We start from the raw sequence: 20,859 nt of genomic DNA, 5'->3' as shown, positions 1-20,859 counted from the left end.
AATCGTCAGGACGAGGGGCGCCCGAACAGGTCGGGATCCACGGGCCGCTGGGCGCGTGGGAGCTTCTCGACCACCAGACGGTACGACTCCGTGACCAGCTCGGACACGAGTTCCTCGTCGAGTGACGGCCCCGGCATCAGGGTGATCCAGTGCTTCTTGTTCATGTGGTACCCCGGGACGATGTCGGCGAAGGTCTCGCGCAATGCGACCGAGTCGTCGGGGTGCGACTTGAGCGTGACCCTCCCGGTCTGGTCGAGAGGGATCAGCAGGAACACGCGTCCGCGCACCTTGTACACGTCCCACTCGGGACCGAACGGGTTCTCCCGCGCCGCGCCCGGCAGCTCCTCTGCACGCTCCGCCGCGGTGGCGACGAGATTCGTCGAATCCATGAGCTCAGAACAGCCGATCCGCGCCCTTGTCGCTCGCGCGCGGCGCGGCGTGCACGCGCTCGTCGAGCGTCGCAGCGGCGAGCAGCGCCTCGTCGATGATGTCCTTCGTGGGCTCGGCGGTGAGCCACTCCTCACTCAGGGACGCGGGGATCAGCAGCGGCATCCGGTCGTGCACGTCCGCGAGGTGCGGAGGAGCCGGGCGCATCACGATCGAGTAGCAGGTGAAGGACTCGCCGTCGGCGGTGCGACCTCTCTGGGTGACCGCGGCCATCCCGAAGAGGGCCCCCTCGTCGACGAGGAACTCGTGCCACACGCGCTCGGGCTTCTTCATCTCGTACCAGCTGGTCGCAGGGACGAGCGCGCGACTCTTCAATCCGCCGGGGCGCTCCTGCAGCCGCTCGGAGCGGGTGTTGATCGACGGGAACTTCGACGGCTCCCCGTTGATCAGGAATCCCCACCACGCCGGCTCGAGCGTCGGAGCGGTGTCGGGCTGGACCACGATCGGATTGAGATTGCGGAGGTTCTTGCCGGTGGGGCGAACGGTCTCGCGGGCATTCTGCTCAGCCCACTCCCGGAGCCCGTCGAGCACGGCCTCGTCGGCCGCTGCGAGGAGTTCGGTGTCGGTGAACCGGGGGTCAAGTCCGTAGCTCGCGCACATGCCGTCAGGGTACGCCCGGCCACGGACATCGTGCACGCTGCGGGAGGAGGATCCTCGCTCGGCTAGGGTCGACGGGTGACCCAGGTTCGTCGTCTCTCCCCGCCCCTCGCGCTCGGCGGAGCGGTCGCGATCGGCGTCATGACGGCTGTCCAGGCGCGGATCAACGGGGTGCTGGGCGTCGAGATCGACAACGGCATCGCGGCCGGTCTCATCTCGTTCTCCGTGGGACTCGCGGCCCTGGCGATCGTGATCGTCTGCCTTCCCTCGGCTCGTCGAGGCGTCGGACGACTGCGCGGCGGCATCCGCGATCGGACCATCCCGTTCTGGATGCTGCTCGGCGGCGCCTGCGGCGCACTCACCGTATCGACCCAGGGGATCACCGCCGGCGTGCTCGGCGTCTCGCTGTTCACGGTCGGCGTGGTGGCGGGACAGACGCTGCACGGCCTCGTCCTCGACAGGATCGGGTTCGGCCCGGCGGGAGTGGTCGCGATCACGCCGGGACGCGTGCTGGGCGGCGCGTTCGCGCTCGCCGCAGTGGGCATCTCCCTGAGCGGGGACGTGCTGGCCACCGCCCCGCTCTGGATGCTGCTGCTGCCGTTCGCCGCGGGTGTCGGCATCGCCTGGCAGGCGGCGACCAACGGCAGGCTGGCTCAGCGCGTGAGGTCGCCCCTCGCGGCCACCTTCATGAGCTTCATCGCCGGCACCGTCGCGCTGCTGGCCGCCGCGGGCATCAGCATCGCCGTGCGAGGGGTGCCCGATGCGCTGCCGACCGAGCCGTGGCTGTACCTCGGAGGATTCCTCGGCGCGGCGTACATCCTGCTCGGCGCCTTCATCGTCGCGCATACCGGCGTGCTGCTGATGGGCCTCGGCTCGGTGCTCGGTCAGCTCGCCACGTCGGTGATCATCGACCTCATCTGGCCCGCGGCCGCGGGGCCGGCGCTCTGGCAGATCGTCGGCATGGTGATCGTCGCCGTGGCATCCGTGGTCGTCGCACTCCCGCGGCGCCGACGCAGCTGAGCGCCCTACTTCTTCTTCGGCTGCGGCATCCGCGTCACGAGTGCCCGGGCGTCGACCGGCTTGCGGCGGCCCGGCTTCTTGCCCTGCGGCTTGCCGCCGACATACAGCCAGCCGAGCAGCTCTTCGTTCTTGCCGATGCCGTGAGCCTTCGCGATGGCCTTCGAGCGCGTGTACCGACCGGTGCGCCACAGCACACCCCAGCCGGCCTCGTCGAGCAGCAGGCTGAGCATGTGGGCGACGCCTGACGCGACCGCCTCCTGCTCCCACCGGGGAACCTTGTCGCTCTTGCGATAGCTGGCGACCACGGCGATCAGCAGCGGAGCGCGAAGAGGCTTGGTCGACGGGGACTTGTCACCCTCCGCCTTCGCGATCGCCGCGCCGAGCACCTCGCGGTCGGACCCGCGGAGCTCGATGAGACGCCACGGGCGCAGCGACGAATGATCGGCCACACGACCCGCTGCGGCGACGAGCGTCAGCAGCTCATCGCGCGACGGCGCGTCGTCGGTGACCTTCGACCAGGACTGCCGTGCGCGGACCGCCTCGAGGGCGTTCACGACTCTTCGGGTGTGAAGTTCAGGGCGATCGAGTTCATGCAGTAGCGGTCGCCGGTGGGCGTGCCGAATCCGTCGGGGAAGACGTGGCCCAGGTGAGAGCCGCAGGTCGCGCAGCGCACCTCGGTGCGCACCATGCCGAGCGTCGTGTCCTCGATGAGCTGCACCGCGTCGGGGCGGATCGACTCGTAGAAGCTCGGCCAGCCGCATCCGGAGTCGAACTTCGTGCCGCTCTTGAACAGCTCGGCACCGCAGGCGCCGCAGGTGTAGAGGCCCGCTCGGCCCTCGTCGAGAAGCTCGCCCGTCCAGGCGCGCTCGGTGGCGGCTTCGCGCAGCACGGCGTACTGCTCCTCGCCGAGCTCCTCGCGCCACTCTTCTTCGGTCTTGTCCACGCTGTACGACATCGGTCCTCCTGGGGGTCTGATCCATTCTCTCGCGTTCAGAGGCGCTCGGCGCCACGAGACAATGGATCCATGACGGATGCCGTGCAGCAGCGCTACGCGCGTTTCGCCGAGCAGGAGGCGCCGGGGCGCAGCGACCTGTATGTCGAGTGGGCCGACGGTGTCGCCGCCGACTCCGAGGTCCAGGGCGTGCTCGCGCGGATTCCGGAGAACAGACGGCAGCCCCCGCTCGTGTTCGCGGTGACACGGATGCTGGGCGCCGGCCTCGTCGGCTACGGCGCCTGGCGGTCGTTCGTGATCGCGCGCGCCGATGAGATCGTGGCCGAGTGCAGCGGCCGGCGCCTGCAGACGAACGAACCTCTGCGTCTCGCGCCGCTTCTGCCCGCGCTGTCGGAGATCGACGGCCCGATCGCGCTGCTCGAGGTCGGAGCCTCCGCAGGACTGTGCCTCTATCCGGACAGGTACTCGTATCGCTTCGTGGGCGCGGACGGGCGGCTGCGCGCGTCGCTCGACCCCGCGGACGGCCCCTCCACCGTGATCCTCGAGAGCCGTGTCGACGGAGCCCTTCCGCCGATGCGGATGCCCGATGTGGTGTGGCGAGCCGGCATCGACCTCGCGCCGCTCGACGCGCGAGACGAGCGTGACCGGCGCTGGCTGCTGGGTCTGGTGTGGCCGGGGGAGGAGGGGCGTGAGCAACGGGTGTCGGCGGCGCTCGACATCGCGGCATCCGCCCCTCCCCACCTCGTCGCAGGCGACGCGCTCGAGCAGATCGACGAGCTCGCCGCCGAGGCGCCCCGCGACGCCGCCCTCGTCGTCACGACTCCCGGCGTGCTGGTGCACATTCCCCGGGAGGCCCGTGAAGCCCTCGTCGACCGCATCCGGGGGCTCGGCGCGCGCTGGCTGACCATCGACCCTCCCGCGCTCCTCGACGCCTGGGATCCGCCCGTCGTCGCCGCGGAGTGGCCCGGTTTCGTCGTGGCGCTCGACGGGCAGGTGCGCGCAGCCGCCGACCCACTCGGGCGATGGTGGGAGTGGCGTGCCGGAATCGGCGGGGCGGCGACCTAATCTGATCTCATGCTGGGAGAGCTGAGCGAGCGCGATCGTGCGATCCTCGCGCTGGAGACCGCGTGGCCGCGGCACGGCGGCGCGAAGGAGGAGACCATCCGCGCCCAGCTGGGTATGAGCGCCGCGCGCTACTACCAGCTCCTCGGACGTCTGATCGAGTCGGAGGCCGCCCTCGAGTACGACCCGATGCTGGTGCGTCGGCTGCGGCGCATCCGCGACTCGAGATCATTCCAGAGAGCCGCTCGCACGCCCGGTTTCGTCGGCTGACTCGCGCGTCCGCCACGCGCCGACGGCGCTCGATGCGGATACAGAGGTCGGTGCCGTTAGCATCGAGGGGTGTCAAAGCCCAGCCGAGATCGATTCGACGACGTCCCCCGATCATCCGGACGCGTCGGAGCGCATCGCGCCGAAGCCCCGGGGATGAACGGCTGGGTCGTGCTCCTCTGGTCTTTCGTGGCCGCTCTGGTGCTCATCATCGGCGGCATCTTCGGCTCGCTGGTGGTGATGGGGCGCATCAGCCTCTTCCCGGAGGCCGTCCCCACGGCCAGTCCTGCACCCGTCGAGACCGGAGTCGTCGACGTCACCTACTCGGTGATGATCCTCAACGCATCCCCGGACGAGGGGCTCGACGAGCAGATGCGCGACGTCCTGATCAACAACGGCTGGGCAGCGGACGTCGTGTTCGCGACCGACAGCGCGAGCCAGGACTTCTCGACGACGACGGTCTACTACGTCGCCGACGAGGACGAGCTCGCGGCCATCGGCCTCGCGAACCTCATCGGCGGAGCACAGGTGGAGCAGAGCGATTTCTACACCGATCTGAACGACACCGGCGCGAAGCAGCTCACGGTGGTCATCGGACTCGATCGCGCGACCACCGCTCCCGAGACTCCCGCAGACACCCCTGCCCCGTAGAGCGCCGCGCGGTCCCTCCCCGCAGCTTGCACTCGATGGGGTCGAGTGCCAGAATGGCGTTAGCACTCTCTCACTCTGAGTGCTAAACCCAACGTCTACGTCCAGGAGGGACGACAAAACTCATGGCAAAGATCATCGCTTTCGATGAGGAGGCCCGCCGCGGCCTCGAGCGCGGCCTCAACATTCTCGCCGACGCCGTCAAGGTGACGCTCGGCCCGCGCGGTCGCAACGTCGTGCTGGAGAAGAAGTGGGGCGCCCCCACGATCACGAACGACGGCGTCTCCATCGCCAAGGAGATCGAGCTCGACGACCCGTACGAGAAGATCGGTGCGGAGCTCGTCAAGGAGGTCGCCAAGAAGACCGACGACGTCGCCGGTGACGGAACCACCACCGCCACGGTGCTCGCCCAGGCTCTGGTCCGCGAGGGTCTGCGCAACGTCGCAGCCGGCGCAGACCCGATCTCGCTGAAGCGCGGCATCGAGAAGGCCGTCGCGGCCATCACCGAGGAGCTCCTCGCCAGCGCGAAGGAGATCGACTCCAAGGAGCAGATCGCTGCGACCGCTTCGATCTCGGCTGCTGACCCCGCCATCGGCGAGCTCATCGCCGAGGCGATCGACAAGGTCGGCAAGGAGGGCGTCGTCACCGTCGAGGAGTCGCAGACCTTCGGCACCGAGCTCGAGCTCACCGAGGGCATGCGGTTCGACAAGGGCTACCTGAACCCGTACTTCGTGACGGACCCGGAGCGCCAGGAGGCTGTCTTCGAAGACGCCTACATCCTCATCGCGAACCAGAAGATCTCGAACATCAAGGACCTTCTGCCCATCGTCGACAAGGTGATCCAGGACGGCAAGGAGCTCGTCATCATCGCCGAGGACGTCGAGGGCGAGGCTCTCGCGACTCTCGTGCTCAACAAGCTCAAGGGCATCTTCAAGTCGGTCGCCGTCAAGGCACCCGGCTTCGGCGACCGCCGCAAGGCGCAGCTGCAGGACATCGCGATCCTCACCGGTGGTCAGGTCATCACCGAAGAGGTCGGCCTGAAGCTCGAGAACGCCACGCTCGACCTGCTGGGTCGCGCTCGCAAGGTCATCGTCACCAAGGACGAGACCACGATCGTCGAGGGTGCCGGAGAGGCAGACCAGATCGAGGGTCGCGTCACGCAGATCCGTCGCGAGATCGAGAACACCGACAGCGACTACGACCGCGAGAAGCTGCAGGAGCGCCTCGCCAAGCTTGCAGGTGGCGTCGCCGTCATCAAGGCGGGCGCGGCAACCGAGGTCGAGCTCAAGGAGCGCAAGCACCGCATCGAGGACGCCGTCCGCAACGCGAAGGCAGCCGTCGAGGAGGGCATCGTCCCCGGTGGTGGCGTCGCGCTGATCCAGTCCGGCACCAAGGCTCTCGACGCTCTCTCGCTCTCGGGCGACGAGGCGACCGGTGCGAACATCGTTCGCGTCGCGATCGAGGCTCCGCTGAAGCAGATCGCCCTCAACGCCGGCCTCGAGCCGGGTGTGGTCGCGAACAAGGTCTCCGAGCTTCCCTCGGGTCAGGGCCTCAACGCGGCTACCGGTGAGTACGTCGACATGTTCGCAGCGGGCATCATCGACCCGGCGAAGGTGACCCGCTCGGCGCTGCAGAACGCAGCATCGATCGCGGCTCTCTTCCTCACCACCGAGGTCGTCGTGGCTGACAAGCCCGAGAAGGCTCCGGCCCCGATGGGTGACCCGTCTGGTGGCATGGACTTCTGATCCATCACTGCTGAACAGAAACGCCCCGACCTCGGTCGGGGCGTTTCTGCGTTCGCGGGCGGTCGAACCCGTGAGTCAGCGGAACAGGCTCGCCGAGTACTGATCGGCATCCGCGTACTGCGTCGCCGCACTGCCCAGCGAGTGCCCGATGGACTCGAGCACCTGCTCGACGTGCAGCTGGGCTCCTCGCCACTCTTCAGCGCATGACTGGAACGCGGCTGAGGCGGTGCCGACCCACGATGCCTGCAGCTGCGTCAGCTGGGACATGAGCGTCGCAGACTCGGTCTGCAGACGCTCCATCGTGGCCAGTGCGGCTCCTTGGGCGGCACCTACTGCTTCGGTGTCGACGGTGATGACGGACATGGGAACTCCTCTCGTTCGGTTCTCCGACGGTAGGGGAGGGGCGACTGCCGGATGCCGATGCGGCGCGATCGCCCGCAGCCGTTGTGGAGAACCTGCGCGGAGGATTCTCCGTGCAGCAGGAGCCGTCAGATGTCGAGCGGCTCGATCGGCTGGGTGTCCTCGAGAAGATGCGCAGGTGTCGCGCGTGAAGGTGCGAGGGGGAGGGTGACGGTGAACGTCGCTCCGCCGCCGGGCGTCTCCGACACCGCGACGCTTCCGTGCAGCGCCTTCACGATGGACGAGACGATCGCGAGACCCAGGCCCGACCCTCCCGTTTCGCGAGCGCGCGAGGTGTCGGCGCGCCAGAAGCGCTCGAAGATCTGCTCGCGGATCTGCGGCGGGATCCCCTCACCATGATCGACGATGGCTATGCTCCCCGTGCCTCGCACACGATCTGCGTCGACCACGATCTCGATCGGACTCTCCTCCGCCGAGAAGCGTCGCGCATTGCCCAGCAGGTTCGTGACGACCTGGCGGACCTTGTTCTCCTCGCCGAGCACGATCGGCGGCGTGCGCACGGGGATGTCCGCCGCTTCGGTGAAGTCGATCGCCGGCACGGCTGCACCCGAGTTCCGGGGGCGACGGCGCAGGCGCGCGAGCGTTCCGCGTGAGAGCCCACGGGGTGCTGGCGTCTCCGGAGCGGAGGGAACGACGGGTGTGGAGCGCGTGGTGACATCGATCAGCGGAGCCTCGACGGTGCGATCGACCACGGTCACGGTGCGCGCCGGAGCCGCCGCGCGCAGGTCGAGAGCGGCGTCCCGCGCGATCGGTCGAAGATCGAGGGCTTCGATCTCGGGCTCCCGCTCCTCGTCGAGGCGCGCAAGAGCGAGGAGGTCCTCGACCAGGACGCCCATGCGGATCGCCTCCTTCTCGATCCGCTCCATCGCGCGTGCGGTGTCTTCCTCGCCCTTGATCGCGCCCATGCGGTAGAGCTCGGCGTATCCGCGCACGCTCACCAGGGGAGTGCGCAGCTCGTGGCTGGCATCTCCGATGAAGCGCCGCATGTGCTGCACGGTGCGATCTCGCTGCGCGAGCGACGCGTCGACGCGGTCGAGCATCGTGTTGATCGCGCTGTTCAGGCGGCCGACTTCGGTCGTGGGCTCGAGATCGGTGAGACGCTGGGTGAAATCGCCGGCGGCGATCGACATGGCGGTCGACTCGACCTGCCCGAGTCGACGGAATGTCAGCGTCACCAGACCGCGGGTCAGCAGAGCGGCCAGGAAGATCGTGACGAACGCGACCGTGATGTAGATGCCGAAGTACTGGCTGATGATGCGATCCGCGTACTCGAGAGGCATCGCGACGATCTGGATACGCAGCGATCCGTCGCCCTCTCCGGGCACCCGCGCGACAGCGGCGCGGAAGCTCGACCCTTCGGTCCCCTCCATCGTGAACGGCGTGTCCTCGTTCGCCTGCACGTCGAGAGGCGAATAGGTCGCGGGGAAGAGCGGCTGTCCGTTGGCGGAGTTCCCCGTGGTCGTCTGCAGCACGCCCTCGGCGTCGTAGATCGCGACGAAGAAGTCTCGCGGCGAGTCGGTGGGGGTGTAGACGGTCTCGCCGTCCTCGACCGTCACCTCGAAGTAGCGGCTCGCGAGATCCGCCGACACCAGGGCCGGAAGCTGCGCATCGATGTTGCTGATGAGCGAGTTGCGCAGGATCGGCACGGTGCCGATGCCCGCGGCGAGAAGACCCAGTGCGAGCACTGCGACCGTGACACCCGTCACCTTGGCGCGCAGGCTGATCGACCGCCACCACCGGGTGATCGCGTCAGGCTTGTGCGCCATGCGGACCTCCCTGGAGACGGATGCTGTGCGGCGTCAGCGTGCGGCGGTGTGCCGGACTACTTGCCGACCTTGAGCATGTATCCGAAGCCGCGCTTCGTCTGGATCACCGACTCCTCGGTGTGCGGGTCGATCTTGCGGCGGAGGTACGAGATGTAGCTCTCGACGATGCCGGCATCGCCGTTGAAGTCGTACTCCCACACGTGGTCGAGGATCTGGGCCTTCGACAGCACGCGATTCGGGTTCAGCATCAGATAGCGCAGCAGCTTGAACTCGGTCGGGCTCAGCTCGATCGACTCCTTGCCCACCTGCACGTCGTGGGTGTCCTGATCCATCGACAGCTCGCCGGCCCGGATGATCGACTCCTCGTCGGCCTGCATCGTGCGGCGAAGGATGGCCTGAGCGCGGGCGACGATCTCGTCGAGGCTGAACGGCTTGGTGACGTAGTCGTCGCCGCCGGCGTTGAGCCCCTCGATCTTGTCGTCCGTGCCGTCCTTCGCCGTGAGGAACAGGATCGGCGCAGTGAACCCGGCGCCGCGAAGACGCTTGGTCACGCTGAAGCCGTTCATGTCCGGAAGCATCACGTCGAGGATGATGAGGTCCGGCTCCTCCTCGAGCACCGCCGAGATCGTGGCGGCGCCGTTGGCGACGGTCTTCACCTGGAACCCGGCGAAGCTGAGACCCGTCGAGAGCAGGTCGCGGATGTTGGGTTCGTCGTCGACGACCAGGATGCGCGCATCAGTCATGTCCCCATTATGGTGACTTCGGCCATGCGGATGCTGACTATCCTTCGGAGCGGCGCTTTCGCCCTCCGCGTAGCGGCGCTGTTCCGAGGGAGTGAAGACGGTCAGGCCGCGATCGCGTCGGCATCCATGATCGTGTAGCTGTATCCCTGTTCGGCGAGGAACCGCTGGCGATTCTGGGCGTAGTCCTGGTCGATCGTGTCGCGTGCGACGAGCGTGTAGAAGCTCGCCGTGCGGCCCGACTGCTTGGGGCGCAGGAGCCTGCCGAGGCGCTGAGCCTCCTCCTGGCGGGAACCGAACGAACCCGACACCTGAATGGCGACGGACGCCTCGGGGAGGTCGATCGAGAAGTTCGCGACCTTCGACACCACGAGCAGCGAGATCTCGCCCTCGCGGAACGCGCGGTAGAGCTCCTCACGCTCGTCGATGGGCGTCGCGCCGGTGATCTGCGGCGCGTTCAACGACTGCGACAGAGAGTCCAGCTGGTCGAGGTACTGACCGATCACGAGGATCCGCTCGTCCTTGTGCTTCGCGATGAGCTCGCGCACGGCGTCGATCTTCGCCGGGGCGGAGGCGGCGAGGCGGTAGCGCTCGTCGTCGGTCGCGGCGGCGTATTCGAGCCGGTCGTCCGGCGGGAGGTCGACCCGAACTTCGTAGCAGACGGCGGGGGAGATGAAGCCCTGCGCCTCGATCTGCTTCCACGGGGCGTCGAACCGCTTGGGCCCGATCAGGCTGAACACGTCTCCCTCGCGTCCGTCCTCGCGGACCAGCGTGGCGGTGAGGCCGATCCGGCGACGCGCCTGGAGGTCGGCGGTCAGCTTGAACACCGGTGCGGGGAGCAGATGGACCTCGTCGTAGACGATGAGGCCCCAGTCGAGAGCATCCAGCAGGGCGAGGTGGGCGTACTCGCCCTTCCTCTTGGCCGTGAGGATCTGGTAGGTCGCGATCGTCACCGGCTTGACCTCTTTGGCCTGCCCCGAGTACTCGCCGATCTCCTCGGGCGTGAGGCTCGTGCGCTTGAGCAGTTCGTCGCGCCACTGCCGAGCCGAGACCGTGTTGGTGACGAGGATGAGGGTCGTGGTCTTCGTCGCGGCCATCGCGCCGGCGCCGACGATCGTCTTGCCGGCGCCGCAGGGGAGGACGACGACGCCCGAGCCGTCCTTCGAGAAGGCGTCGACGGCATCCTGCTGGTAGGGGCGGATCGCCCATCCGTCCTCTGCCAGTTCGATCTCGTGCGGGGTGCCGGGGGTGTAACCGGCGAGGTCTTCTGCAGGCCAGCCGATCTTCAGGAGCTCCTGCTTGATCTGACCGCGCGCCCAGGCATCGACGACGAACGTGTCGGGAGCCGGGTGGCCGATCAGCAGCGGCTGGATGCGCTTGTTGTTCGCCACCTGTGCGAGCACGGCGGGGTCGGTCGAACGCAGGATCAGGGTGCCCTCGTCGTCGCGTTCGATGACGAGGCGCCCATAGCGGTTCACGGTCTCGCGCAGGTCGACGGCCACCGACGGAGGCACGGGGAACCGGGACCAGCGGTCCAGCGTGTCGAGCATGTCCTCGGCGGTGTGCCCGGCGGCGCGGGCGTTCCACAGGCCGAGCCGCGTGATCCGGTAGGTGTGGATGTGCTCCGGCGCGCGTTCGAGCTCCGCGAAGATCGCCAGCTCGTGGCGGGCGCTCTCGGCATCGGCGTGAGCGACTTCGAGCAGCACGGTGCGATCGCTCTGGACGATCAGGGGGCCATCAGACATAGCTGTCCAGTTTACTGTGCGATCACGGTGGCGGCGCGGATGCTCGACACCGGAAGCGTGCGCTCGACGTCGGCTGCCCGGTCGCGCCCGCGCAGCCGGCCTCCGCCCAGCCCGGTCGCCTCGAGGATCAGCTCCCTGGTCGATCCGTCCGGCATGCCCACGCTGACCCGCAGCACGGCCTTCGCGCGCACGGCGGCCTCGAGCTCGCGGTCGAGCCAGGCCGCGTCGGCGTCGGGACCCTGGCGCGAGCGCAGCGCGGCGATGAGGCCCGAGTAGTCCGGCGCCGGGTCGGGCGTCGCCTCGGAGACCGGGTTCCGTTCGCCGGCCACCGCGTGTCCGTCTTCGTCGACGAGCGTCGCCGGGTAGCGGGCATCCGTGAGCGCCCAGTACACGGTGTCGCGCCCGACGCGGGTCGTGAGCGAGGCGACGTGCTTCGTGAGGGCGAGCGGCCGCAGCCCCTGGTCGACGGACATGGCCTCGATCAGATGCTGGTCGCTGCTCTCGATGCGCGTTCGCCCGGTCTCGGCGTCTGTCGACACCCGCACCAGGCCGTGCCGTTGGGCTGTCTGGGTGACGAGATACCGGAGCGGCTGGGGGATGCCGGTGAGCGAGAGCGACTCGAGGAACTCGAGGATCGACTGCTCCGTCTCGCCGGCGACGAGTGCGTGGGCGATCGATTCGGGAGTGAACCGATAGGTGGAGGCCTGAGCGGCGGACTCGCGCGCGGCGATCGTGCGCAGCCGCACGTCCAGACCGGGGGCCAGCGGGCCAGGGGAGATCGCGCTCAGATCGTTCTGGAGGAAGATGCGATCGACCTCGCTCGGGAGGAGTGCCGTGAGGGGAGTGGCGTCGACGCTCGCGCCGCGCCGGATCGCCGCCGCCCATGCGGGCTCACGGCCCTCGTCGGCGATGAGCCCGAGCAGACGGGCGCGCTCCAGCAGAGCCGTGCTCTGCTCTGCCCAGGCAGGGTCCCAGGGGTGAGCGTCGGCCCAGTCGCTCGGGGGGATCCACCCGCCCTCCGTGGTGCGCAGACCGCGGGGGAGAGCGTCGCGGAAGCCTTCGACCAGGGTGCTCCACCGATCGGCCACGGACGATCGCAGCCATTCCTCGGTCTGTGGCGTCGTGCGCAGTCTGCGCGCGTCCGGTGCGACGAGGCGCGAGTCGACGGCGATGGCGATCAGCGCGTCGATCGATTCGGCCACGACGCCCGACTCGCCGAGCTGTCGCTTCTCGCCGGCGCTGACGTTGCCGCCGGCCAGCAGGGTGAAGGGCTTCTCGCGGGCGAGTAGGAGCAGATCGGCCAGGGCCGAGACGGTGGTGAAGGCGCGCTCGGCAGCGTGGGCCGTCTCGGTGTCGGTCGTGGGCTCCGGCACGGTGTCGCTGGGCGCGCTCGGCTCCGCCCGATCTGCGACGGCGGTGACCACCGGCGGGAAGGGCGCCCCGTCCGGGCGCAGCAGCGCGAGGCTTTCGAGGGTCTCGCGCTGCGCGGAGTGTTCCGACGCGGGACTCGCTGCGAACGCGAGAAGGGCTGCGGCCTCGTCGCGCGTCAGGGTGGGGAGGACCCGAGCGAGCGACGCGGAATCGAGAAGCGCTTCGGCGACGTCGAAGAAGTCCTGCCAGTTGACGTCCGGGCGCACGCGCCGTGCCGTGAAGAGGGTGCTGAGCTGCTCGTCGCTCGCCGCGGACAGCCATTCGGCCAGCGGTCGGGCGTGCGTGCTCATGCCGGATACCTCAGGGCCGCGATGCCGCGCGCCCCTTGCGGATGAAGCTCATGGCGAGGAGCACGATGATCATGACGAAGGCGGCGGGGAGCCCCCAGTAGGGGATCGCGGCGATGAACGGCCATGCGCCTGAACCGAAGTCCTTCTGCTGCATGCCGACCGCTGTGCCGATGATGATCGCGAAGAAGCAGATGATGGACGCCGCAGCGAGTCCGAGTGCCGTGAACGCCAGAATGCGATCGATGCGGCGAACGGGAACCTCAGGTTCGGGACTCTTGGTGCTCATCCGTCTCAGCCTAGTCGTTGCGGGGTGGCACGGTTCCGCATCGTGACCTACGGATTCCGTGCCCGGCGACCGGTAGGCTGGGGGGTGGCCGCACACGTGCGTCCCATCCAGCTCCACACCGACTCAGCGAGGTTTCTTCCATGCCCACCGGCAAGGTCAGGTTCTACGACGAAGACAAGGGTTTCGGCTTCATCGCCGCCGATGACGGCCAGGACGTCTTCCTGCACGCCTCCGCTCTGCCGGCCGGCGCCGCTGTGAAGGCGGGTGCACGCGTGGAGTTCGGTGTCGCCGACGGCAAGCGCGGCCTGCAGGCGCTGTCCGTCCGGGTGCTCGAAGCGCCGCCGAGCCTCGCGAAGGCGAAGCGCAAGCCCGCGGACGACATGGCGATCATCGTCGAGGATCTCGTGAAGCTCCTCGACGGAATGGGCGGCGACCTGCGTCGCGGCCGCTACCCCTCGTCTGCACAAGGCCGCAAGATCGCGGCAGTTCTGCGCAAGGTAGCCGATGACCTCGAAGCCTGAGGCGGACCAGCGTCTGATCGACGCTCACGATCTCGCGCTCGCCGCCCTGCACGAGATCACTCCGGCGTCGACCGTCGGACCCGCAGCCGACTATCTCCCCGAGGAGGACGGCTCGGTCTCGCTGCGCTTCGAGAACCGACTCCCCGGATACCCCGGCTGGTTCTGGACCGTCACGGTCGCTCGCGTCGATGACGAGGAGCCGACGGTGCTCGAACTCGAGCTGCTGCCGGGCGACGGCGCCCTGCTCGCACCCGAATGGGTGCCGTGGGCCGAACGCCTCGCCGAGTACCGCGCCCACCAGGTGGAGCTCGCGGAGCAGGCGGCCGCGGCCGCCGCGGACGACGAGGATGCCGCATCGGTCGAGGACGACGACTCCGATGACGATCTCGACGGCGATGACCTCGACGACGATGACGACGATGAACTCGACGACGACGACGACGATGACGACATCGATGAGGACGAACTGGCCGCGGAGCCGCGAGAGCTGCACGCCGGTGACCTCGACGGAGTCGACATCGACGAGCTCGACGACTCCGCCGCCGCGGACGACGACGACGCGGACGACGACGACGAGGACGAGTCGGATGACGACGAGGACGACGTCTCCGACGAGGATGACGACTCCGACGACGAGGATGACGACGACGATTACGACTCCGACGACGACGAGGACTCCGACGACGAGGAATGACCGTCCACGGGACGAATGAGAAAAGGGGCCGCGTTCGCACGCGGCCCCTTTCGTCTTCGTCGGTGGGTGTCAGGCGCCCTGCTGCCCGAGGACGTAGTCGAGAGAGCGGGTGAGCTGTCGGATGTCGTCCGGTTCGATCGAGACGAAGGTCGCGACGCGCAGCTGGTTGCGACCGAGCTTGCGGTACGGCTCGGTGTCGACGATGCCGTTGGCGCGCAGGGTCTTGGCGACCGCCGCCGCATCGATGCTGTCGTCGAAGTCGATGGTCACGACGACCGGTGACCGGTGCGCCGCGTCCGTGACGAACGGGGTCGCCACCGTGGAAGCCGCCGCCCAGTCGTAGAGGATGCCGGACGACTCCGCCGTGCGGGCGCCGGCCCAGGCGAGGCCGCCGTTCGACAGGATCCAGCTGAGCTGGCTGTCGAGCAGGTGCAGCGTCGTCAGCGCGGGAGTGTTCAGCGTCTGGTTGAGTCGCGAGTTGTCGACGGCGTTCTTCAAGCTGAGGAACTCCGGGATGTACCGACCCGAAGCGGCGATGCGCTCGATGCGGTCGACGGCGGCGGGCGACACCGCGGCGAACCACAGGCCCCCGTCGGAGCCGAGGTTCTTCTGCGGCGCGAAGTAGTAGACGTCCGCCTGAGAGGCGTCGAAGTCGATGCCACCGGCCGCGCTGGTCGCGTCGATGACGGTCAGAGCGCCGTCGGCGACCACGCGTTCAATGGGTGCCGAGACGCCGGTCGACGTCTCGTTGTGCGGCCAGGCGTAGACGTCGATGCCGTCGACGATCTCTGCGGCGGTGCGCGAGCCCGGCTCGGACTTGCGCACATCCGGCGCCTCGAGCCACGGTGCGGCAGCGGCGGCGGCGAACTTGCCGCCGAACTCCCCGAACACCAGATTCTGGCTGCGGCGCTCGATCAGGCCGAAGGCGGCGGCGTCCCAGAACGCCGTCGAGCCGCCGTTGCCGACGATGATCTCGTATCCCTCGGGAAGGCGGAAGAGTGCTGCGAGCTGCTCGCGGACGCTGCCCACCAGGTTCTTGACGGGTGCCTGTCGGTGCGAGGTGCCGAGCAACGTCGGACCTGCGGCGAGCAGCGCATCGAGCTGCTCGGTGCGCACCTTCGAGGGACCGCAGCCGAAGCGGCCGTCAGCGGGCAGGAGGTCACGGGGAATCTCGATCGCCATGCGTTGATTCTACGGCGTGGGCCCCCGGTGCCTTCACCGCATGACGCCCTGATGTCCGCGCGGGAATGTAGGCTTGCCTAAGAAGACCCGGAGGGCCACATGACGGACTTGATCGACACCACGGAGATGTACCTCCGCACCATCCTCGAACTCGAGGAGGAGAACATCGTGCCGCTGCGTGCGCGTATCTCCGAGCGGCTCGGCCACTCGGGTCCGACGGTCTCGCAGACGGTCGGGCGCATGGAGCGCGACGGCCTCGTCGTCGTCTCCGAAGACCGCACCCTCGAACTCACCGACGCCGGCCGCCGCAAGGCGGTCAACGTCATGCGCAAGCACCGCCTCGCCGAGCGCCTTCTCTCCGACGTGATCGGCCTCGACTGGGCGTTCGTCCACGAAGAGGCGTGCCGCTGGGAGCACGTGATGAGCGAGCAGGTCGAGCGTCGTCTCGTCGAGCTGCTCGGCCACCCCACCGAGTCCCCGTACGGCAACCCGATCCCGGGCCTCGACCAGCTCGGCGACGCGCCTGCGCGCACGTTCGACGAGGGCGTCATCGGGCTCGTGCAGAAGCTGAACGCCGCCGGCGCTCCGATCGATGGCACCGTGCGCCGTCTCGCCGAGCCCGCTCAGGTCGACCCGGAGCTGCTCGAGCAGCTGCGAGACGCAGGCGTGGTTCCCGGTGCGAAGGGCGACTATCGCTTCAACGAGGGCTACGTGCTCATCCAGATGGAGGGCAAGGAAGACGGTCTGGAGCTCCCCGTCGAACTCGCCTCGCACATCTTCCTGGTCGGCGAGCCCGCCTGAACTTCGAGGCTGAAGGGCCCGACATCCGCGTGATTCCGCCTCTCCGAGGATTGCCAGGTTCGCAGGGTGACAGGATCGTTATCTTCCGGTAACCTCGGACGAGTCGTCGAAGAAGCCCGCTGACGACACCCGAGAGGATTCGCCTTCCAGGCTCGTCGACCTCCCGGTCAGACCGCACAACGTACCCGAGCTACATACGTGCCACGAGAGCAGAGTGCCGACGAGCCAGCGCTTCCCGAGCGTGCAGGCGCAGGAGGACTAAGTTTTGGCCAAAGACATCGAATCGCCCGAGAAGACAACTGAAGATCGAGCAGTCGCCCGCAGCTCTCGCAGCCGCGTCGACGCTCGCAAGGTCGTTAAGCCCTTGCGTTCGATCGCCATCTTCGGGGCCGTCGGTGCTCTCGTCGCTGCTGTCGCTCTTCCCGCCTACGCCGCATCGAAGCCGGCAGAGACCGCGGCGACCGTCCAGCAGCTCGCTGCTGTCGACGCCCAGTCTCTGGTCGTCGCGTCCGACGCGACCGCCGCTCCGCTGAGTCGCGGTACCTTCAGCGCCACGACTCCGGACGAGATCGAGAAGAAGAAGGCCGAAGAGGCCGCGAAGGCCCGCGCGGCCGCTGCTGCAGCCTCCGTCGCCTCTGCGTCGAACACCAGCTTCGACATCGGTCGCTACGCGCTGGTGTCGCCCGGTTCCGGCGAGGTCCGGTACCCGCTTCCTCAGGGTTCCTACAACGTCAGCCGCACCGTCGGCGGCGCTCACCAGGGCGCCGACATGCTCGCCCCGGCCGGCACCCCGATCTACGCTGCGGCTGCGGGCGTCGTCCGTGCCTCTGCCGAGAGCATCGGCGGATACGGCGTCGCCGTCATGCTCGACAGCGTCGTGGGCGGTCAGCGCGTGCAGACGACCTATGGTCACATGATCTACGGTTCGCGTCAGGTCCAGGCGGGGCAGACCGTCGCCGCCGGACAGCTCATCGGCTTCGTCGGCAGCACCGGACGCTCGACAGCCAACCACCTGCACTTCGAGGTCTGGGTCAACGGCGGCCTCATGGAGCCGATCGCCTGGCTCGGCGCCAACGCGGGCTGATCGCTCGCACCTTCATCTTTCCCTCGCGGACACGCCTTCGTGCGTTCACCCGCAGTTTGACCCTCCTGTGCTGCTGATGGGTTAGCCTGAACCCGTTGTCGCATAGTCGGGAGAAGCTGATGGAGCGAATACCGAACATCCGAACCATGGATGCCCTCGGTCGTCACGTCCTTCTGCATCGTCCGCAGGGACGCCACGGTCTTGCCGTGCGCATGAGGCGCTGTCTGTAGACAGCGCCTTTTTTCATCCCCGCGAACGCTTCCGTCCTGTGCGGCTTCGTGTGAGTCGAGAGTGCCGGGAAGCCGTCCCGGCGGATCGAGAGGATGACGATGCGCACACTTGTACTGAACGCAGGATACGAACCGCTCGCGATCGTGTCGTTCAAGAGAGCCCTGGTCCTGGTCATGAACGACAAGGCGACGGTCATCGAACGTGTCGAGGACGACCCCGTCTGGGGCAGTCACGGCGTCTACGACCGTCCTGCCGTCATCGTCCTCTCGCGGTATGTGCGCATTCCGATCAGCAGACGCGTCCCGGTCACACGGCGGGGGGTCCTCCGCCGTGACAACCACCGCTGCGGCTACTGCGGCAAGGCCGCCTCGACCATCGACCACGTGATGCCGCGTTCGCGCGGAGGGGCTGATTCGTGGGAGAACCTCGTCGCGTGCTGCCTGCGCTGCAACAACACCAAGAGCGACCGCACGCCGCAGGAGATGCGCTGGGAACTGAGGTTCGCGCCTCGTCCTCCGCACGGGACGGCGTGGACGGTCCGCGGCACGGAGCGGAGCGACCCGCGATGGGAGCCGTACCTGGCCCTCGCCGCGTGAACGGAAGGCGGGGGCGGGGCTTCCTCTAGAATGGAATCCTCGCCCCCGTAGCTCAGCAGGATAGAGCAGCCCTCTCCTAAAGGGCAGGTCGCTGGTTCGAATCCAGTCGAGGGCACATCTCAGTCACGGCCGTTGCGCCACAGCTTCGACGGCCACCAGATCACTCGACCCAGGTCGTAGGCGAGTGCCGGCACGAGCAGCGAGCGCACCACGAAGGTGTCGAGCAGCACTCCGAACGCGACGATGAACGCGAGCTGCGCGAGGAACAGGATCGGGATCACCGACAGGGCGGCGAAGGTCGCTGCGAGCACGAGACCCGCAGACGTGATCACGCCGCCGGTGATCGAGAGTCCGCGAAGCACGCCTTCGCGTGTGCCGTGCTCGAGCGACTCCTCGCGCACCCTCGTCATCAGGAAGATGTTGTAGTCGATGCCGAGTGCCACGAGGAACACGAATCCGTAGAGCGGAACCGCAGGATCGGCACCCGGGAAGTCGAACACTCCGTTGAAGACCAGTGCCGAGACGCCCATCGCCGTGCCGAACGACAGGACCGTGGTGATGATGAGCAGCACCGGCGCGAGGATCGACCGCAGCAGCAGCATCAGGATCAGCATGATCACGACCAGGACGACCGGGATGATCAGGTTGCGGTCATGGATCGAGGCGTCGTTCGTGTCGATCGCGGTCGCCGTCACTCCGCCGACCAGAGCATCGAGCTCGTCCAGCTGGGTGCGCAGGTCCCGCACCGTCGCGGCAGCCGCGTCAGAGTCGGCCGCGTCGGTCAGAGTGCCCTGAAGAAGAACGTCTCCGTCGACGACGGTGGGCTCGGGCACCGGGGTCCCGGGAGGGCCGACGGCGACCAGGCCGTCTTCCGTGACCGGCGCCGAACCGCTCGGCGAGTCAGCGGCCGTGACAGAGACCCCGTCGATTCCATCGTCGGACAGCAGCACGTCGGCGGCATCCTGCAGCTCGTCCTCCGCGACGACCACGTACACGGGACTGCCGGAGCCGCCGGGGAAGTGCTCGCCCAGAGCCACCTGACCGTCGCGCGCCTCGGACGCGCCGAGCACGAGATCGGACTGGGGCACGCCGACGGCGTTCAGCTGCAGGACGCCCGAAGCGCCGGCGAGCAGCACCAGGGTCGTCACGATCCAGATGACGCGAGGGCGGCGGGTGATGAGGTTCGCGAGCCGTGCCCACAGGCCCGTCTTGCGCATGCCGTGCTCGTCAGCGACGACCTCGGGCTCGAACTTCGGGCGACGGGGCCAGAACACCGCGCGGCCGAACAGCAGCAGGAGAGCCGGCAGCAGTGTGAGCGCGGCGAGCATCGCGAACACGATGCCGATGGCGGCCACCGGACCGAGGGTGCTGTTCGACTTGAGGTCGCTGAGCAGCAGACAGAGCAGTCCGGCGATGACAGTCCCGCCGGAGGCCACGATCGGCTCGAAGGAGCCCTTCCAGGCCGCCAGCACGGCGGCCCCCTTGTCCCGGGTGACGCGCAGCTCTTCGCGGAACCGCGCCACGAAGAGCAGCGCGTAGTCGGTGGCCGCTCCGATGACCAGGATGAAGAGGATGCCCTGGGTCTGGCCGCTGAGCAGCAGCACCTCGAACTTCGCCAGCCACCAGACCACGAGGAGCGCGACGCAGAGTGCGAAGAGGCTCGTCGAGAGCACGACGATCGGCAGCAGGAACGAGCGGTAGACCAGCACGAGGATGACGAGCACCGCGAGCAGGGCCACCCCCAGGAGGAGGCCGTCGATGCCGGCGAACCCGGCGACGAGGTCGGCGCTGAATCCTGCGGGACCCGTGATGTAGACGGTGACGCCGTCAGGCGCGGCATCCCGCAGCTGAGTGCCGAGTGCATCGATCGCGTCGGCGAGTTCCGCGTCGCCCTCGATCGGGATGAACGCCTGGACGGCCTTGCCGTCGTCCGACGTCAGAGCGGGAGAGACGTCTTCGCTCACGCCCTCGACGGAGGGCGCGTCGGCCACCGCATCCGAGATGGTCTGGAGGTCTGACTCCGACAGCTCGTCATCGGCGACGAACACCGCGATCGCCGGAATGGCATCGCTGTCGTTGAACTCGCCGAGGAGCTTCTGCACCTGCGTCGCATCGGCCGACTCAGGCAGGTAGCTCGTCTGATCGTTCGATGAGACCTCGTCGACCTTGCCGAACAGCGGGCCGCCGAGCCCTGCGCCCACCAGCCAGATGAGGATGAGGGCGACGGGGATGAAGACGCGCGCCCAGGAGTGCCGACGCGTGCGCTCTCGGGTCGGCGGGGTGGGCGCGTGCTCAGGGGTGGACATCAGATTCCTCTCGGAAGGTGCAGGGGAT

22 protein-coding genes and 1 tRNA gene are annotated in these 20,859 nt (G+C 68.3%); 11 read left to right on the top strand and 12 right to left on the bottom strand.

Annotated elements, in window-relative coordinates:
• Positions 1-5: 5 nt before the first annotated feature.
• Positions 6-389, bottom strand: a complete 384-nt coding sequence (locus BMW26_RS12275; RefSeq protein ID WP_056279896.1) for an MmcQ/YjbR family DNA-binding protein — start codon at positions 387-389, stop codon at positions 6-8.
• A 4-nt stretch (positions 390-393) separates the two neighbouring features.
• On the bottom strand, positions 394-1,047 hold the full coding sequence (locus BMW26_RS12270) for an SOS response-associated peptidase family protein (protein ID WP_056279898.1): 654 nt from the start codon (positions 1,045-1,047) through the stop codon (positions 394-396).
• Between the two features lie 75 nt (positions 1,048-1,122).
• Between BMW26_RS12270 and BMW26_RS12265 the strand changes: the two genes are divergently transcribed.
• Positions 1,123-2,064 carry a DMT family transporter gene (locus tag BMW26_RS12265; RefSeq protein WP_056279900.1) on the top strand — a complete coding sequence of 314 codons (942 nt, stop codon included), beginning with the start codon at positions 1,123-1,125 and terminating at the stop codon, positions 2,062-2,064.
• 5 nt (positions 2,065-2,069) lie between these two features.
• Here BMW26_RS12265 and BMW26_RS12260 read toward each other — a convergent pair whose 3' ends face one another.
• Both BMW26_RS12260 and msrB read right to left on the bottom strand, forming a co-directional pair.
• Positions 2,070-2,618, bottom strand: a complete 549-nt coding sequence (locus tag BMW26_RS12260) for a nitroreductase family protein (protein ID WP_053097263.1) — start codon at positions 2,616-2,618, stop codon at positions 2,070-2,072.
• On the bottom strand, positions 2,615-3,019 hold the full coding sequence (gene msrB, locus BMW26_RS12255; RefSeq protein WP_072591605.1) for a peptide-methionine (R)-S-oxide reductase MsrB: 405 nt from the start codon (positions 3,017-3,019) through the stop codon (positions 2,615-2,617). Before msrB ends, BMW26_RS12260 begins: the two co-directional genes overlap by 4 nt.
• 69 nt (positions 3,020-3,088) lie before the next feature.
• Between msrB and BMW26_RS12250 the strand changes: the two genes are divergently transcribed.
• From BMW26_RS12250 to groL, 4 genes are all read left to right on the top strand, one after another.
• Positions 3,089-4,081, top strand: a complete 993-nt coding sequence (locus BMW26_RS12250) for a DUF2332 domain-containing protein (RefSeq protein ID WP_053097259.1) — start codon at positions 3,089-3,091, stop codon at positions 4,079-4,081.
• A gap of 9 nt (positions 4,082-4,090) precedes the next feature.
• Positions 4,091-4,348, top strand: a complete 258-nt coding sequence (locus BMW26_RS12245; RefSeq protein ID WP_053097256.1) for a DUF3263 domain-containing protein — start codon at positions 4,091-4,093, stop codon at positions 4,346-4,348.
• A 69-nt stretch (positions 4,349-4,417) separates the two neighbouring features.
• Positions 4,418-4,996: a LytR C-terminal domain-containing protein gene (locus BMW26_RS12240; RefSeq protein WP_230100374.1), complete on the top strand. Its 579-nt coding sequence runs from the start codon at positions 4,418-4,420 to the stop codon at positions 4,994-4,996.
• A gap of 122 nt (positions 4,997-5,118) precedes the next feature.
• A complete protein-coding gene (gene groL, locus BMW26_RS12235; protein WP_053097253.1) occupies positions 5,119-6,738 on the top strand; it encodes a chaperonin GroEL in 1,620 nt (539 codons plus the stop codon).
• A 75-nt stretch (positions 6,739-6,813) separates the two neighbouring features.
• Here groL and BMW26_RS12230 read toward each other — a convergent pair whose 3' ends face one another.
• From BMW26_RS12230 to BMW26_RS12205, 6 genes are all read right to left on the bottom strand, one after another.
• Complete coding sequence (locus BMW26_RS12230; protein ID WP_056279906.1) at positions 6,814-7,101, bottom strand: WXG100 family type VII secretion target; 288 nt, start codon at positions 7,099-7,101, stop codon at positions 6,814-6,816.
• A gap of 125 nt (positions 7,102-7,226) precedes the next feature.
• Entirely contained in the window at positions 7,227-8,924 is a 1,698-nt protein-coding gene (locus BMW26_RS12225) for a sensor histidine kinase (protein WP_072591604.1), read from the bottom strand.
• 56 nt (positions 8,925-8,980) lie between these two features.
• Complete coding sequence (locus tag BMW26_RS12220) at positions 8,981-9,667, bottom strand: response regulator transcription factor (protein ID WP_053097249.1); 687 nt, start codon at positions 9,665-9,667, stop codon at positions 8,981-8,983.
• 101 nt (positions 9,668-9,768) lie between these two features.
• Entirely contained in the window at positions 9,769-11,409 is a 1,641-nt protein-coding gene (locus BMW26_RS12215; RefSeq protein ID WP_056279908.1) for a DNA repair helicase XPB, read from the bottom strand.
• A gap of 11 nt (positions 11,410-11,420) precedes the next feature.
• Positions 11,421-13,130 (bottom strand): helicase-associated domain-containing protein, encoded by a 1,710-nt coding sequence (locus tag BMW26_RS12210; protein WP_072591603.1) that lies wholly within the window; start codon positions 13,128-13,130, stop codon positions 11,421-11,423.
• A gap of 10 nt (positions 13,131-13,140) precedes the next feature.
• Positions 13,141-13,416: a multidrug ABC transporter ATPase gene (locus tag BMW26_RS12205; protein WP_072591602.1), complete on the bottom strand. Its 276-nt coding sequence runs from the start codon at positions 13,414-13,416 to the stop codon at positions 13,141-13,143.
• Between the two features lie 140 nt (positions 13,417-13,556).
• Here BMW26_RS12205 and BMW26_RS12200 point away from each other — a divergent pair, with 140 nt between their 5' ends.
• Together BMW26_RS12200 and BMW26_RS12195 are read left to right on the top strand one after the other, a co-directional pair.
• Complete coding sequence (locus BMW26_RS12200; protein ID WP_053097241.1) at positions 13,557-13,937, top strand: cold-shock protein; 381 nt, start codon at positions 13,557-13,559, stop codon at positions 13,935-13,937.
• On the top strand, positions 13,921-14,631 hold the full coding sequence (locus BMW26_RS12195) for a DUF3027 domain-containing protein (protein WP_072591601.1): 711 nt from the start codon (positions 13,921-13,923) through the stop codon (positions 14,629-14,631). Before BMW26_RS12200 ends, BMW26_RS12195 begins: the two co-directional genes overlap by 17 nt.
• 69 nt (positions 14,632-14,700) lie before the next feature.
• Here the strand turns inward: BMW26_RS12195 and serC are convergent, their stop codons facing one another.
• The gene (gene serC, locus BMW26_RS12190) at positions 14,701-15,813 is read right to left on the bottom strand and encodes a phosphoserine transaminase (RefSeq protein ID WP_072591600.1); all 1,113 of its coding nucleotides are present in this window, start codon (positions 15,811-15,813) and stop codon (positions 14,701-14,703) included.
• Positions 15,814-15,912: 99 nt separating this feature from the next.
• On the opposite strand from serC, the gene BMW26_RS12185 reads away from it, so the two are divergent.
• From BMW26_RS12185 to BMW26_RS12170, 4 genes are all read left to right on the top strand, one after another.
• Positions 15,913-16,614, top strand: a complete 702-nt coding sequence (locus BMW26_RS12185) for a metal-dependent transcriptional regulator (RefSeq protein ID WP_053097237.1) — start codon at positions 15,913-15,915, stop codon at positions 16,612-16,614.
• Positions 16,615-16,879: 265 nt separating this feature from the next.
• Positions 16,880-17,698, top strand: a complete 819-nt coding sequence (locus BMW26_RS12180) for a M23 family metallopeptidase (RefSeq protein WP_082297861.1) — start codon at positions 16,880-16,882, stop codon at positions 17,696-17,698.
• Between the two features lie 329 nt (positions 17,699-18,027).
• Positions 18,028-18,525, top strand: a complete 498-nt coding sequence (locus tag BMW26_RS12175) for an HNH endonuclease (protein ID WP_053099198.1) — start codon at positions 18,028-18,030, stop codon at positions 18,523-18,525.
• 41 nt (positions 18,526-18,566) lie between these two features.
• Positions 18,567-18,640 (top strand) — tRNA-Arg (locus tag BMW26_RS12170).
• Between the two features lie 4 nt (positions 18,641-18,644).
• Here BMW26_RS12170 and BMW26_RS12165 read toward each other — a convergent pair.
• A complete protein-coding gene (locus BMW26_RS12165; RefSeq protein WP_072591599.1) occupies positions 18,645-20,831 on the bottom strand; it encodes an MMPL family transporter in 2,187 nt (728 codons plus the stop codon).
• Between the last annotated feature and the right edge of the window lie 28 nt (positions 20,832-20,859).

The sequence above is a fragment of the Microbacterium sp. 1.5R genome (assembly GCF_001889265.1).
In the GTDB taxonomy this organism is placed as follows: Bacteria; Actinomycetota; Actinomycetes; order Actinomycetales; family Microbacteriaceae; genus Microbacterium.
This window is presented reverse-complemented; position numbering and strand designations above follow the sequence as displayed.